Source organism: Aquicella lusitana (assembly GCF_902459475.1).
GTDB lineage: Bacteria > Pseudomonadota > Gammaproteobacteria > DSM-16500 > DSM-16500 > Aquicella > Aquicella lusitana.
Window position 1 is genome coordinate 969,466 of sequence record NZ_LR699114.1, and the last position, 15,419, is coordinate 984,884.

General features: G+C 44.3%; 13 protein-coding genes. 7 read left to right on the top strand and 6 right to left on the bottom strand.

The genetic code is table 11. The features are described from left to right. Positions 1–94: 94 nt before the first annotated feature. Together infA and trxB are read right to left on the bottom strand one after the other, a co-directional pair. Complete coding sequence (infA, locus tag AQUSIP_RS04510; protein ID WP_114833267.1) at positions 95–349, bottom strand: translation initiation factor IF-1; 255 nt, start codon at positions 347–349, stop codon at positions 95–97. Between the two features lie 33 nt (positions 350–382). Further along, the gene (gene trxB, locus AQUSIP_RS04515) at positions 383–1,357 is read right to left on the bottom strand and encodes a thioredoxin-disulfide reductase (RefSeq protein ID WP_114833268.1); all 975 of its coding nucleotides are present in this window, start codon (positions 1,355–1,357) and stop codon (positions 383–385) included. A gap of 157 nt (positions 1,358–1,514) precedes the next feature. On the opposite strand from trxB, the gene AQUSIP_RS04520 reads away from it, so the two are divergent. The 5 genes from AQUSIP_RS04520 to AQUSIP_RS04540 all read left to right on the top strand — a co-directional run bounded on the left by AQUSIP_RS04520 (position 1,515) and on the right by AQUSIP_RS04540 (position 7,806). After that, positions 1,515–3,782: a DNA translocase FtsK gene (locus tag AQUSIP_RS04520; RefSeq protein WP_232058634.1), complete on the top strand. Its 2,268-nt coding sequence runs from the start codon at positions 1,515–1,517 to the stop codon at positions 3,780–3,782. Positions 3,783–3,840: 58 nt separating this feature from the next. Then, positions 3,841–4,485, top strand: a complete 645-nt coding sequence (gene lolA / locus AQUSIP_RS04525; RefSeq protein WP_170131709.1) for an outer membrane lipoprotein periplasmic chaperone LolA — start codon at positions 3,841–3,843, stop codon at positions 4,483–4,485. Continuing rightward, positions 4,463–5,797: a replication-associated recombination protein A gene (locus tag AQUSIP_RS04530; RefSeq protein WP_114833270.1), complete on the top strand. Its 1,335-nt coding sequence runs from the start codon at positions 4,463–4,465 to the stop codon at positions 5,795–5,797. Before lolA ends, AQUSIP_RS04530 begins: the two co-directional genes overlap by 23 nt. A 134-nt stretch (positions 5,798–5,931) precedes the next feature. Further along, positions 5,932–6,948: a hypothetical protein gene (locus AQUSIP_RS04535; protein WP_114833271.1), complete on the top strand. Its 1,017-nt coding sequence runs from the start codon at positions 5,932–5,934 to the stop codon at positions 6,946–6,948. A 63-nt stretch (positions 6,949–7,011) separates the two neighbouring features. Then, complete coding sequence (locus AQUSIP_RS04540) at positions 7,012–7,806, top strand: hypothetical protein (protein ID WP_114833272.1); 795 nt, start codon at positions 7,012–7,014, stop codon at positions 7,804–7,806. Positions 7,807–7,841: 35 nt separating this feature from the next. Here AQUSIP_RS04540 and AQUSIP_RS04545 read toward each other — a convergent pair whose 3' ends face one another. After that, on the bottom strand, positions 7,842–8,687 hold the full coding sequence (locus AQUSIP_RS04545; protein WP_170131711.1) for an F-box-like domain-containing protein: 846 nt from the start codon (positions 8,685–8,687) through the stop codon (positions 7,842–7,844). A 117-nt stretch (positions 8,688–8,804) separates the two neighbouring features. Beyond that, positions 8,805–10,994: a RelA/SpoT family protein gene (locus AQUSIP_RS04550; protein ID WP_114833274.1), complete on the bottom strand. Its 2,190-nt coding sequence runs from the start codon at positions 10,992–10,994 to the stop codon at positions 8,805–8,807. 181 nt (positions 10,995–11,175) lie between these two features. On the opposite strand from AQUSIP_RS04550, the gene AQUSIP_RS04555 reads away from it, so the two are divergent. Both AQUSIP_RS04555 and AQUSIP_RS04560 read left to right on the top strand, forming a co-directional pair. Beyond that, positions 11,176–12,276, top strand: coding sequence for a hypothetical protein (locus tag AQUSIP_RS04555; protein WP_114833275.1), 1,101 nt, complete (start codon positions 11,176–11,178; stop codon positions 12,274–12,276). 72 nt (positions 12,277–12,348) lie between these two features. Then, the gene (locus AQUSIP_RS04560; RefSeq protein WP_148326085.1) at positions 12,349–13,686 is read left to right on the top strand and encodes a hypothetical protein; all 1,338 of its coding nucleotides are present in this window, start codon (positions 12,349–12,351) and stop codon (positions 13,684–13,686) included. Positions 13,687–13,699: 13 nt separating this feature from the next. Here the strand turns inward: AQUSIP_RS04560 and AQUSIP_RS04565 are convergent, their stop codons facing one another. Together AQUSIP_RS04565 and AQUSIP_RS04570 are read right to left on the bottom strand one after the other, a co-directional pair. Then, positions 13,700–14,746 (bottom strand): inorganic phosphate transporter, encoded by a 1,047-nt coding sequence (locus tag AQUSIP_RS04565; protein ID WP_114833277.1) that lies wholly within the window; start codon positions 14,744–14,746, stop codon positions 13,700–13,702. A 1-nt stretch (position 14,747) separates the two neighbouring features. After that, on the bottom strand, positions 14,748–15,374 hold the full coding sequence (locus tag AQUSIP_RS04570) for a DUF47 domain-containing protein (RefSeq protein WP_114833278.1): 627 nt from the start codon (positions 15,372–15,374) through the stop codon (positions 14,748–14,750). Between the last annotated feature and the right edge of the window lie 45 nt (positions 15,375–15,419).

Sequence of the window (15,419 nt, forward strand, 5' to 3'; positions counted from 1 at the left end):
CATTTGAGCAAAGATAAATCCATCTATTCCCCTGGTGGAGAATAGATGGGATGTAATCTTCAGGAACAGATAAAGAGAAAGAAAAGAGTGAATCTTATTCCGCTTCTGCCGCTGGTTTGCTCGGTCCACCTTCTTTATGACGGAAAGTGATACGGCCTTTGGTTAAATCATAAGGCGTCATTTCAACAGTGACACGGTCGCCTTTCAGAATGCGGATATAATTTTTACGCATTTTACCGGATATATGCGCTAATACGACATGACCATTATCGAGTTCAACCCGAAACATTGTGTTAGGTAAGGCATCAATAACCGTGCCTTCCATTTCTATTTGTTCTTCTTTCGCCATTTGACTCCGCTCAATTTAATAAAATGATGTAAATTATACCCGTTTCTTTTCCATTTCCAAACTATCCAAATATTTCTCTGCATCAAGGGCAGCCATACAGCCGGTGCCAGCAGAAGTGATTGCCTGCCGGTAAATGGGGTCAGAGACATCGCCTGCCGCAAACACGCCCGGTATGTTCGTAGCGGTTGCGCTGGCGCCTGTGCCGTTTTTTATTTTGATATAGCCAGTTTCATCCATATCGATCTGGCCGGCAAAAATATCGGTATTGGGTTTATGGCCAATCGCGATAAACACGCCAGTTACATCCAGGACCTTCGTTTCGCCACTTAAGACATCTTTGATGCGTACAGCAGTAACACCCTGGTCATTGCCAATGATTTCATCTACTACACTGTTCCAGGCGAAATCAATTTTTCCGGTTTGTTCTTTTTTCTGCATCAGCTGCTCGGTGAGCATTTTTTCCGCACGCAGTTTGTCGCGTCGATGAATCAGCGTGACATGATTCACCAGATTGGAAAGGTACATGGTTTCTTCCACCGCGGTATTGCCGCCGCCTATGACAACGACATCGTGGCCCCGATAGAAAAATCCGTCACAAGTGGCGCAGGCGGAAACGCCTTTGCCTTTGAATTTTTCTTCGGAAGCAAGTCCCAGGTATTTTGCGCTTGCACCGGTTGCAATAATCAGTGCATCACAAGAGTAGGTTGACTCGCCTTTGAGAATAAAGGGTTTTTGCGAGAGATCGGCAGAAGTGATTTCATCAAAAATAACTTCGGTATTAAGCCGTTCTGCATGGTTTTTCAAGTTTTCCATTAACTCCGGGCCTTGCAAGCCTTCTTTGCCGCCTGGCCAGTTGTCTACATCGGTTGTCAGGCTAAGCTGCCCGCCAGGCACGAGCCCCGTAATCAGAAGAGGCTTTAAATTTGCACGCGCGGCATAAATAGCCGCAGTCCATCCTGCGGGGCCTGAGCCCAGAATAATTAATCGATGATGTTGTGCAGTTGTCATATCACTTTGATTCTCATTTGTTTTGTAAGGTATTGTCTCTATTTCTCATTCAGAGTAGGTGGTATATAGTACGAGAAGGACTAATTCAGGTAAACCATTACTTACAATTATGAAAAATCGTTATAAACAGGCCGTAGACAATAAAAAGCGGCGACCCATGTCTGTTCAGATGCGCCACCGTCTGCGTGAGGGCTTGTTTCTTGTCCTTGTAGCCTGTGCGGTGTTTTTGTTAATTTCGCTTGCGACTTATCATGCAGGTGACCCTGGCTGGTCAAGCACAGGCGTAGGTAGCCGCGTGGTGAATTGGGGAGGCCGTGTGGGCGCATGGCTGGCCGATGTTTTCCTCTCCCTGTTTGGAATGGTAGCCTATCTTTTTCCTTTTCTGATTGTCTTGTCGAGCTGGCTGGGTCTGCAGGAGCAGAATGAGGACAACCAGAAGAAGTCGCGCGAATGGATATTTAAAACGGGCGGTTGGTTATTGCTCATCGGCAGCAGCTGTGGATTAGTCAGTTTTTATTTGCAGGCCAAGGGCCGCTTGCCAGCGGATGCGGGCGGTATTTTCGGTGATTTATTGGGCAGTGGGCTCTCGCTGCTCTTTAATCAGACAGGCAGCACGCTTTTATTTATTACCTTTCTCCTTTGCGGTATCACGTTGGTCACAGGATTGTCATGGCTTGGCGTGATAGACAGGGTCGGAGAGCGTGCTTACCAGGGTTGGCAGTATTTACGTGCACGTCAACAAGCCGCTGCGGCAGAAACGGGAAAAACGTCTTTGCGTGCCGAGCCGGTGATTGAAAAACTGAAGCCATCTCGGCGCGAAGAACCCAAACTGATCGATAACGTCATGCCACCGCCCGTCGCACCTAAGACGGTAGTGCCTAAAGTGGAAGCGCCCTCGCGTGAAAAAAAGAAGATCGATACGAATCCAGGTATCAAGCTGGCGCCGGGTGCATTGCCGCCTTATACCTTGTTAAATCCGCCAGCACCGGCGGCAGAAAAAGCCTTTGCGAATATTTCTTTTGAAGAACTTTCCATACTGGTTGAGCACCGCCTTTCTGATTTTGGCGTGGAAGCCAAAGTAGTTGCCGTTCATCCTGGTCCGGTCATCACGCGATTTGAGCTTGAATTAGCACCAGGTATTAAAGTGAGCAAAATTACCGGACTTGCCAAGGATATTGCACGTTCTTTATCCACTATTAGTGTACGGGTGGTTGAAGTGATTCCAGGCAAATCCGTTATCGGACTTGAAATACCCAATGAGAACCGTGAACTGGTGAGCTTGCGCGATATCCTGGAATCGCAGCGATATTCCCAGTCGCGTTCGCCGGTCAGTCTGGTGCTGGGTAAGGATATCTCCGGTAATCCAGTGGTGGTTGATCTCACAAAGATGCCGCATCTGTTAGTTGCAGGGACAACTGGCTCAGGTAAGTCAGTCAGTTTGAATGCCATGTTACTCAGCATGCTGTTTAAGGCAACGCCTGAGCAATTGCGCTTTATTCTGATTGACCCCAAGATGCTGGAACTTTCTGTTTACGACGGTATTCCCCATTTGTTGACGCCAGTCATTACTGACATGAAAGATGCGGCGAATGCGCTGCGTTGGTGTGTGGCAGAGATGGATAAGCGTTACCGACTGATGGCTTCGCTCGGCGTGCGTAATATTGCTAACTACAATCAGAAAGTGAATGACGCCATTAAGCAGGGACAGCCTATTCCCCTGCCAGGGACACTGGTAACGGATGAAGAGTCGGCAAAGATTACCCTTGAGCCTTTACCGCTGATTGTAGTGATTGTAGATGAGCTGGCGGACATGATGATGGTTGTGGGCAAAAAAGTCGAAGACTTGATTGCCCGTATTGCCCAGAAGGCGAGGGCAGCGGGTATTCATCTTATTCTGGCTACGCAGCGTCCCTCTGTCGATGTGATTACAGGCTTAATCAAGGCGAATATTCCCACTCGGGTTGCCTTTCAGGTATCGTCGCGTATCGATTCACGCACTATTCTGGACCAGCAGGGCGCAGAACAGCTGCTGGGGCATGGCGATATGCTTTATCTGCCGCCAGGCGCAGGCGTGCCTATACGCGTCCATGGCGCTTATGTGGCAGATGAAGAAGTTCACCGGGTCGTAGCAGCCTGGCGTTCTAGCGGCCAGCCTACGTATCTACAGGAAGTCACAGATGATGCAGTGGGTAGCGGCGGGGGTGATCAGGCCGGGAGCGGTGAACAGGATCCTTTATATGACGAAGCGGTGCGCATTGTAACGGAAAGCCGCCGCGCTTCTATTTCGCTGGTACAACGCCGTCTGCGTATCGGGTATAATCGGGCGGCGCGCATGATGGAAGAGATGGAGCTGGCTGGTGTGGTCAGCTCAATGGACAATAGTGGTTCGCGTGAAGTGCTGGCGGCAGCACCGCCGGGCGATTGAGAATAAACAATCTCCTTTGCTTAACCGAATGTCAAATTCTTTACTCATCGAGGTTGATATGAAAACCGTATTTTTGCGTTTCTTCTTTCTCACTCTTTTTTTGATGGCGGGCGCTGCTCGGGCGCAAACGGCTGCAGCTGAATTAAGTGCACTTCTCAGTGGAACACAATCCATGCGGGCCGATTTTTCGCAGGTTGTTTATGATAACCGCGGCAAAGGCGGTCAGCGTTCCTACGGACGAATGGCTTTGCAGCGGCCGGGTAAATTTCGCTGGGAAGTGACAAGGCCCATACCGCAAGTGATTATTGCCAATGGCAAAAGATTATGGATTTATGATCCCGATCTTGAGCAGGTGACCATTCGCGCACTGAATCAAACAGCGGGGGAAACACCTGCTCTTTTGTTAAGTCATGTCGGGGGTGTGCTGGAAAAAGACTATGTCGTTAAATCTCTATCTAAAAAATCATCCGGTTTGCAGTGGTATCAGCTGACGCCGCGAAGCGGAGATAATATGTTTGCTTCTGTCCAAATGGGGTTTATGAATAATCAAATCCGCGAAATGCTGCTGCGTGACCACTTGGGGCATACAACTGGCATTCAATTTAAAAATATCAAAACCAATGTTTCTCTTTCCGCCTCTTTATTTACATTCAGGCCGCCTGCGAACGTAGATGTCATTGATGAAACGCGAAGAAACAGATAATCACTTACAGGAATCATTCCAGCCGCTTGCAACGCGCATGCGGCCGCGATTACTGGACGAGTTTATAGGCCAACCGCATTTACTGGGGCCAGGCAAACCGCTGCGACGCGCGATTGAACAAGGTATTTTGCATTCCATGATTTTGTGGGGGCCGCCTGGTACAGGCAAAACGACCCTCGCGCAGCTGATGGCCGAAAAAACCCATGCCCGATTTGAGCGCTTGTCTGCTATTTTTTCGGGTGTAAAAGACATTCGCAAAGCTGTGGAAGAAGCAAAGGCTGCAAGACTTGAAAACCAGCAATCGACGATTTTATTTATTGATGAAGTGCATCGATTTAATAAAGCGCAGCAGGATGTTTTTCTTCCTTTTATCGAAGATGGTAGCTTTATTTTTATTGGCGCAACCACTGAAAATCCTTCATTTGAATTAAACAGTGCATTGTTGTCACGCACCCGTGTCTATATTTTAAAAGCATTGACTGAAGCAGAACTGCTTCAGGTCTTGCAATCAGCATTAAAAGACAAGGCGAGGGGGCTTGGAAAAATCGCCTTGACCTTTCCCGAGGAATTGCAGCGTACGCTGGTACAGGCGGCAGATGGCGATGCGCGGCAGTTATTGAATCTGCTCGCCATTATTGCTGATCTCGCGCAAGCGCAGGGCGGTAAACTCGAAGTGACACCCGCTCTATTGGCAGAAGTAGTGCAGGTGAATTTGCGGCGTTTCGACAAACAAGGAGAGGCGTTTTACGATCAGATTTCTGCTCTGCACAAAGCCGTGCGGGGATCCTCGCCTGATGCTGCTTTATACTGGCTGTGCCGCATGCTGGATGGCGGATGTGATCCACTTTATATCGCCCGCCGTGCAGTTCGCATGGCGAACGAAGACATTGGCCTTGCGGATCCACGGGCGCTTGAAATGACTTTGCAAGCCTGCGCCGTGTATGAACGCCTAGGATCTCCTGAAGGAGAACTCGCTATCGCACAAGCAGTGGTATATCTCGCCTGCGCGCCTAAAAGTAATGCGCTTTACACCGCCTTTGGAGAGGCGATGCGTGATGCAAAAGCGCAAGGATCATTGGAAGTGCCGCTACATTTACGCAATGCGCCTACTCGGCTAATGAAAGAACTGGGTTATGGCAAGGCTTATCGTTACGCACATGATGAACCGGAAGCTTACGCGGCGGGTGAAAATTATTTTCCTGAAGCGATCGCTCCCCGCGTTTATTATTACCCTACACCGCGTGGGCTTGAAGCTAAAATCGCTGAACGGCTGGCCTATTTTCGGGAATTGGATAAACGCAATAAAAAGTAATCCCCTTTTACCACCTTCCTGCACGGTAACTTTTCTTTCCCGTTGATTCAGCGTAGTAATGCTATAATCTGAATAATAAGATTTTGTTCACTATTGCGTCCCTATCCTGTTGAATAAGAAACAAAAGAGGTACCATGCTAGAACGCTCTGAAGGAAGCCTGGAATCATTATTTGAAAATGACGAGGTATATAATACTTTCCTTCTTCTTGGTGAAGATAGAGAGGCAGCACTTAACTATTTATATGATCTATATAACATCAAATCAAAAGAAAAACCTCTCTCTATTAAAGATCAATTAAAAGAGTTGGCCCAGTTATCGGATCCGTTGCTTTTATATCTCGTAGTGGAAATACAGCTCGTCCGAAAAGAGAACGGCTGTTTTAAATTTGAAAAGCGCGAACCAGGTTGTATTGAGGCCGAGTTCCAGGCTTTTGCAGAAGCGTTTAAAATGATACTGGAAGCGTCTTCCAATCAGCTAAAAGAACTCGATGAGGAAGATGCTTTTCTGCCCGCGTCTCATTCCTTATTTCAGATGCTTCACAAGATCGTGACTGATACGAAAAAAGTAAAGATGGAGACTGTCAAGGCTGAAACATCAGGCAAATACCGCAGCAATAATGAAGAATGTCTTGTTTTGCCAACGAATGAAGTGTCTGACGGCGGAGTCGCTCACCTTGTTGAATTAATCCAGAATAAAAAAATTCAAACAATAATGCTGTGCGGGAATAAAGATTATAAAAATTATCAGAATTTTATTAATAAGAGCAGAATCCTCAAGGAACTGGCGGATATTTTTCAAGCTATTCAAAAAATTGAAGGCGCAGACGAAAATACTATTCTTGGGTCTATTAATGCGCTTCATCATAAAGCTTATACCAAAGAGCAGCTTAACCAGTATTTTAAGTATTTTTTGATCGTTGTAATGATCAAAAATCAGTTAAGATCAAAACTAGATCAATCTGTTGAATTAAAAGATCGGGCGATTATTGAGACCGCATTAAAAGAGTTAGCGCTTGGCGATGATTTTCATACCGTTATTGCTTTAATCAGAAAAAACGCTGAAAACAGCGTGTTTCAATCCGTGATACATTCCTTTACCAGCGAATTGTTAATGAAAGCTGAAGAAATGACTAGCGATGCGGCAGAGTAAAAAAAATATCTGGTTTGCCTTGACTGCCTGGATAAAAACAAGCTGGCCTTCAATGCGACCGATATGGCTACGCTTGCTAAAGAATTAATGATCCATATTGAAGGAACAGACCAGGAGTTTCTGATTCAATTCCCTGATGTGGCTGAGATGAATGATTTATTGACAGAAACAATCAGGCAGTTTCATTTGGGCGCGAAAGGGATTTTGAATAAAAGTTTGGATGAAAGATATACCTTTTTATATGAACATTTACAGTTATTTTTGCTTATTCATCCTTTTATTGATGCCAATAATCGTGTTTTTTTGAATACATTGACACCCCTTTGGCATATTATGCTGAAGCTTCCTGATATGCCGCTGTTTTATAATCCATTTGTATTCTATGGACACACGATTCCCGAGATAGTTGCGACAGCAAAGCTTTCGACGGCAAATATGATGGCTATAAAGGAGTATAGCAACATGCGTAAATCAAGTTATTTTAATTTCTTGGATCAAACTCTAACAGAAGATCAATTAACCCTGCTTGCGCAATGGGTCATGCCTTTTAGGAAATTGATGAATAAAGTGTTATTGCAGGAATGGATCGATGTCATAGAGAAAAATATCACTTCAAAGTTATCTGCTCCCGCATCTGTATCTCCAACGGTTTTGTTTGGGCCAATTTCACCGGAGCAGATTGCGCTTGGCAACGACCTCGCTCAAATGAAACAATGCCAAGGCGTGCCCGAGCTTTCGCAATTTTTGGAAACTAAAGCGCAGGAATACCAGTCAATACATTCGCGGATTGCCAATTTATATAACGGCATCCTTGCCGAAATGAAAATGAAAAATCAAAAAAATGTAAAACCTTTTTAATGGCGAGTGTTCTGATAACGGTAATTCAGCAGTTATTAAAATCCTTTTTTATGCGTTGGCTGTTGTTTAATAGTGGCAGCCAAAGCCATCAAGTCACTTGCTCTGGCTGGTCCTGCATCGATCTGATTGAGCCGCTGAATCATCAGATCAATGATGTCAGGCAGTTGAGCATGCCTTGCCAAATCAGTCGTGACGAGAACATTAAGTAGCGTTTTGATTTGTTCCAGGCTGGCAGCTGATTGTAAATAATGGTTTATTTTACGTAAGCATTCTGGCTTGATAAGCGTAATACTATTACCATGTTTTTCGAACGTCTCAAGTAGCGCACTATAAAATAAATGCATTGGTCTGCCATCGCTAAAAATGCTTTTGCATTTCGACAATATCGAAAAAAATTGATTAAGCTCAGTTAAAGTTCCGTAAATTTCTAGCGTTAAAACAGGTGATTTGTTTTTTTCTATTTTTTCCAATTGTTTTTTGAGATATGTTGCAAGTACCGTTTTCTTTTTGTTATAAAATTTAATTTCGTTTGTTTCCAATTGGGCGAGCAAATTTCCTAAACGATTCATTTTTGCGAATAAACTGAACTGGGCATATTCGTCACGAATAAGCTGAGGTTTGACGATAAATGCATTTTTATACGAAGAGTCTCCTAGACCCAGGCCTACCCCTTCTTTAAAAAACAATCGCCACAAATCGTTATTATTCGCCAGCTCATAAAACACTTTTGAAAGCTTGCTGACGATGCACAGTTCCTTTGGATTTAAAAAGCTGAGGACATAAAGCATTAATTCATTCGGAAAAGATGCAAAATTACCTAATTGCATTTCCGTTGACGGGATAATTGAAATCTTGTTCGGTGTTTTATTTTTGCGAAACATGCCAGCCCTCATTATAACTTTATAATTAGAATGGGGGAAATTGTATACAATAAATATTAAGAGAATATTAGGTTTTAAGGCCTGAACCCTCACGAATGTTTTTAGCATGCTGTCCGGCTATTTCATTCGTGTTACCTCAATAACGCCGGGCAATTGTTGTATACGGTTCAATAGGTTATGCAATTGCTGCAGGTCCTGGACTTGTACGGTGACCCGAATGAATATTTTGTTCTGGTTTTTATTAAACGTGGAATGAAAGCTCAGCAGGCTGATTTTTTCATTGGCAAACAGCGAAGTTAAATCCGATAAAATATCATCCTGATCTTGCGACACGATTTTTAAATCCGTGCTAAACACGCCTATTTTTTGCTTATCCCAGTCTATGTGGATAAAACGCCTGGGATCGGATAACTGTTTGGCGTTTTGGCAGGTTTTTTTGTGAATAGAAATGCCGCGACCATGGGTAATATAGCCAATAATCGCATCACCCGGAATAGGTTTGCAGCATTTGGCAAAGCGGGTGAGCAAATCGGCTGCGCCCGCAATGGCGTTGCTACTTTCGCGCACCGGTTTGACAAGTGTTGCCGCCATGCTTGTCGGTGCGGCTTTCTCATGCTCTTTAGGTTGTATTAATTGCATGATTTGGCCTATGCGCACATTGCCGCGTCCCAGCGAAGCTAATAAGGCATTTTCATCTTTTAGATTAAAATAACGCGCAATTGTGCTAAGCGAAGTTGTTTTGGCTAACCCGTGCCTTGCAAGCTCCCGCTCAAAGACCTGCCTCCCTGATGCGATATCTTCATTTAATGCCTGCTGTTTAAACCAGTGAGAAATTTTACTTCGAGCACGTGAAGTTTTGACGTAATTTAGTTCCGGATTCAGCCAGTCGCGGCTGGGATTGCCTTGCAACACAGTGATGATTTCCACCTTATCGCCCGTATGTAGTGAATAGGTCAAAGGCACAATTTGTCCATTAATTTTGGCGCCGCGGCAACGGTGTCCCAATTCACTGTGAATGTGATAGGCAAAATCAAGCGGTGTTGCGCCGTGAGGCAAATCCAAAATATCACCTGCAGGTGTAATCACATATACCCGATCATCCGTATGGGTTGCTTGTGCAACATCCGCTATTTGATCTGATTGGGCGATTTCCTTGTGCCAATCAAGCAATTGGCGCAGATACGAGATTTTGGTTGAATCGTCTAAAGGATTCGCTTTATTTTCCTTATATAACCAGTGCGCAGCAACGCCGCGTTCTGCTTCTTCATGCATGGTATAAGTGCGAATCTGAATTTCAAAGTGCTTGCCATTTTCACCCAACACGGCGGTATGAATAGAACGATAACCGTTGGGTTTGGGATGAGCGATGTAATCGTCAAATTCTTCCATGATGGGTGGCCACGAGCTATGAACGATGCTTAAGGCTTCATAGCAATCTTGAATGGTAGGAACAAGAATACGCACGGCACTTTGGTCGTAAATATCCTGGTAATCCACATGCTTGCGCTGCGCTTTTAAATAAATGCTATAAATGTGTTTAGCGCGGCCATTAACATCGGCCCGGATGTGTGCAGCTTGCAATTTATCCTGCAGGCGATGAATGATTTCGTTAATACGTTTTTCACGATCAATGCGCCGTTCGGCGAGAAAGCTTGCAATCGTCTTATAAGTTACCGGATCGAGATAATGAAAGGCTAAATCTTCCAGCTCCCATTTGACTTGACCGATACCTAAGCGGTTGGCGAGCGGAGCATAAATATCAAGTACTTCCTGAGCGAACTGTTTGCGTTCCTCAGGTGCAATGGCTTTGATTCCACGCATGAAACTCAAACGATCAGCCAATTTGATGATGACGGCACGTATATCTTTGGCCATGCCCAGCAGCATTTTCCGTATTTTATCTACTTGTAATTGATTGCGTGTCTGCTGCTGTTTTTGTATGGCGGGAATGATATCCATTTGCTGAACACTCAGCATCAGCGACGCAATCTCATCTCCCATTGCTTTTTTAATTTGCTCGATCACCTGTGGTGTCAATGACAAAGCGCTGCTGATAATGCCGGCAGCCGCTGTTTCCTGGTCCAATTTAAGGTCCAGTATCACTTCCGCAACATCAAGTCCATGTTCAAGGCGGGGTTGGCCATAGAAAGTAGTGAGTCCCTGCGTCAGTTTTTGCGTCATTTCGCAGGCATTTTGTAACTGTGTTACCTGGCTTAGCGCATGTTTGTTTTGAATGGATGCTAACCATAATGGGATATCCAGTGTTCCGTCTGGCAGATAGTGGAATTTTTGCTTGGCTTTAACCATGTTTAATCTCAATCTTATTTTATAATTATAGTTATGATTTTTTACGCAGCTGAATTCGCTCGATCAAGCAAAATTTTACCATATTATCCTGCCATTGGAACAATTTAAGAAAACCTTAAGAAATAATCTTTATCTTGATGTGGATGGTTTCAACTAACCTTTCTCAAGGAGGAGACAAGTTATGGGCAAAAATAGCAAATCAACGAAGCAAGTAGTCAATCATCCTATACATCCAGTGCCTGATATAGATAGATTACCACCCGATGATAACCAACCCAAGCACCGGCGTAAAAACCAAGTTAGGCTCCAGTTAAAAGATTATTTACAATCCAGTGAAGCGCAAATTTTAAAAATGATGCAGGCTAAATCGGGTATGAAAGCTGGCAAGCCCGATCTCTCGTCGCAGGTGATGCACAGCGTCCCGGAAACGGAAATGCCTAAAGCGGATTGGGAATTCGCCACGTTTCCAATGGTGGAAGAGTCCTCACCCAAAAAAACTGCTTTTGACAAGGCGCAGAAACTGGTGGATTACTATAATGCGCTTACGCCGCGGCTTGCAAAAGAAGTGGGCGAAACCGAGCAGGTAATGGCTTCGGTGGAAAAGACTCAGCGTGAAATAGATGAAACCGAAGTCAGCAAGCGGCCGACGACTCCCGTAGAAAATACAAAGATTGAATCAGATCTCACTGAAACCTGGAAAGGCGTCGAGACACAGCAACACTTTATTGAAAAATTTTTATCATTTAAATCCCGATACGAGGATGATCAGCAGGGGTTGAAAGCCTTAAAAGATTCGCTTGTCAATGTCAGTACGGCGGAGATAGTGAAATGGGTTACCAATGGCGATATAAAACTCGATACGCTTTTTAAAGATAAAAGTCAGTATCCTGCCGATGATGAATATAAAAAGGCGGTTTTAATTGCTGTGTTGGAAATATATTGCAAAGAGCGAGCAAAGGGCAGTCATATCAAATCCTGGACAGGCACGTTGCTAAACTTTTTTGTCAGTGCTATTTATATGAATAACGCAGACGAGTCTAAAATTGTTTTTACAGGTGAATTTAAAATCAAGAGTGCAGCGGCATTGCAGCTGTGGCTAATGGGACCAGGAAAGTTGGCTGATTTAAGAGAAGTGTTTAAAAATCCGCAGTCAAAATTAAGTCCTTTTAGCGGAGCCTTGTTAGAAAACAAAAGTGACTTAAAGATGTTTGCAGAGCAGGCATTGCAGTTTTCAACCCCGGATGTGGAGTTGAATTCGACTGTACGAAAGACAATGGTTTGAAATGAATGTTTCATTGTACCTCGTGATGAGCGAGGTACAATGACTAAATCTGAATCCTTACTGAGGGCGAATATGCATACACGGATTAAGGAGGTGGTAGAAGATGTTTTAAAAGCATTCCAGCTGTTAGAAGAATGTCCTCATCTTAAACCGTTGGTTCGTATTGAATCGGATCTGGCTTTCCGGGAATTAAACCTAGTTTTGGAACAGTTTGTGCGGTCGGAAGCGCAGATTAATCAGATTTTGAAAAATTATCCCGGTCCTGAAATGGGTGCAATCCAGTGCTGTCTTGAAACCATTCTGATTTTTTTGAATGATCGCTGGGAGTGCATACAGGGTACTGATGCTGTTTATTTCCATTATCCTAATAGCCGTATCAATCGTGCCTGTCTGTTGCTTGCGCAGCATCTGGCGACTTTGTTAGAAACGCATCCTTATCTGTTGCTGATGCCATCGATAAAAAATCTCTATAAAGGGGAATTGCTGGAGCGGCTGCTTTCACTCAACTTTAATGAGTTTATCATGAGCGATGATACACACACATTCATCGAAGTAGGGCCTTGCTTAAATGCGGCTGATAAATCCCGAACAACAACGCTGTTTCATACGGATGGAAGTGAAAAAAAATTAACTGAAAATGAAACCCAGCGAATTATTAATCATTCGCTTGAAGCGCTTTATTATTATGATGTGATTGAATATTCGACCCAGAGACTCCAGATGCCTATTCCGCCTAATTCGAGTAATGAATTATTCAAAGCGCTTAAAGAACAAAAGTGTCATATGAAAGTGAGTTATGGCAGGAAGGGGAATCAAAAACTCGCGGAAACTATTTTAAGGAAAATCAAGGATCCCCATGAGCTCGTTGATATCATGACAAGTGTTCTGTCTAAAAATGAATGGAGAGATTTTATTGGTTGCATCAGCACTGAGACGCTTGCCCGCATTATGCTGGAAGGTGATGCGTTGGCTTACTGTATCCAGAAATCGAAAAATTACACAGGAGATGCAGATCACGACAGGGCAATTTTATTCTGTTTTAGTGAAATTTACTGGCGTCAGCGTGAGAAAGAAGGTGAACATACGACATCAGCAGGCTGGTTGCCGAATTACAGCAAAAAATGGCTGAGTTATAATTATACCCATTCATTAGTGGATTATGGTAAAAAATGGATGGGGGGGTATAACAAAGATGAGAAAAAAGCGGCAGTGGAAGTGCTGCAGTCGTTTCTTATCAGTGATGTGGAGCTCGGCGGGTTGCCTGATTATCTTAAAATAAAGAAAAAAGAAGCCGTAGAAGGAGCGCTATTTGAAGGAGATCTGGGCATGATCGCTTCCCAAGCCGGCTTGATTGCGGATCCGGCTTATTTTCAGAAGCGCACAACAGGATTACTGAGCTATTTCAATTAGGGTCAACCGTCAATTATCCTCTCATTAACAAATTCGCTGCATACATCGGGATCCCATTATCTGAATTGAAAAATTGGGCGATGCCCCAAACTGCTGCGGCAACGCAGCCTGAAGCCGGGATAGTTAATACCCAGGCCCAAACGATACTTCTTGCCACTCCCCAGCGTACTGCTGAAAACCCGTTTAATGAGCCGACGCCAATAATCGCACCAGTTACTGTATGCGTGGTCGATACGGGAATGCCCAGGGTGGTTGCAAGTGCGAGAGTAGTTGCACTGGCGGTATCAGAGCAAAATCCACTGAGCGGCCTTAGTTTGGTAATTTTCATGCCCATGGTTTTGACAATACGCCAGCCCCCGCAGACAGTACCAAATGCAATAACGAAATTACAAAGTATGACGACCCACGCTGGCACGTAAAAATGGCTGCCTAGCATACCCGAGGAATAGAGCAGAATGGCGATAATACCCATGGTTTTTTGTGCATCGTTGCTCCCATGGCCAAGACTGATGAAAGCGGAAGATAAAAATTGAAAGTGTCGAAACCAGCCTTCAACGCGCTGCGGATTAGTATAAAAAAAGATGCGCGCGGTCAGGACGATGAGGATCATGCTTATCACCATGCCGAGCAGGGGCGAGATGACAATGGCTGCTAACACTTTGGAAATGCCCACCCATTTAAGCGGGTGTATGCCGGCATAAGCAACTGATGCACCCAGTAATCCACCAATCAGTGCGTGCGAAGAGCTGGATGGCAAGCCATAAAACCAGGTAAAAATATTCCAGAAAATGGCGCCCAGCAGAGCGGAAAAAATCACCTGTGTGGTAATCACATGTGGATCAACCAGTCCTGTACCGATGGTCGTTGCCACGTGTACGCCAAAGAATAAAAAAGCAATAAAGTTAAAAAAAGCAGCCCAAAGAACAGCCCAGTGAGGTTTCATGACGCGGGTTGAGACAATTGCGGCAATGGAGTTGGCAGCGTCATGAAAACCATTCAGAAAATCAAACAGAAGCGCGAAACCAATAGTGATAATAACGATAGACATGGATGATTCCATATTATGAATACTCGAGTACGATGCCTTTTAGGATGTTGGCAACGTCCTGGCAGCGGTTAATAACTAATTTGGAGTGAGCATAGATTTCTTTCAGTTTGAAAAAGGTTTTAAAGTCTTCCTCATCCATAAATAGTTTTTTTTCACCGGCTAAAACGACTTGATGAGCTCTGCTTTCGACACGTTCTATTTCATTGCAATGGTGAAATATTTCAGCGGAATTTTTAAGAGAATGCAGGCAGTAAATAGCTTTTTTAAGATGCTCTGTTGCTTCTGCGCTAAGCCGCGATAACTGGATTGTTTCTTCAGGAACGCTGCTCAGTTGATAAAATGGAAAGCGCTGCGCAATGCGATTAATGAGATCAATAATGTCATCCAGTGCGCTTGTCAGCTGATGGATATCGTTACGGTCAAAAGGGGTAATAAATGTTTTATGCAGCAATTCAAAATTAGTATATGCGATCTGATCCGCTTCTTCTTCATGTTTTGCGATGGCATCGACATAATATTGCTGGTTGTCCAGATGCTGTAAGAGGTTTGAAAATTCAGTGGTAGCCAAAAGTAGTTTGTCCGCTGCCTGTTGAAAGAGTTGAAAAAAAGCATCCTGACGTGGCAATAAACGTTTTAGCATAGGCTGGTCTACTATTCCTGTTGATGTTAACAAAAAGGCTGCGTC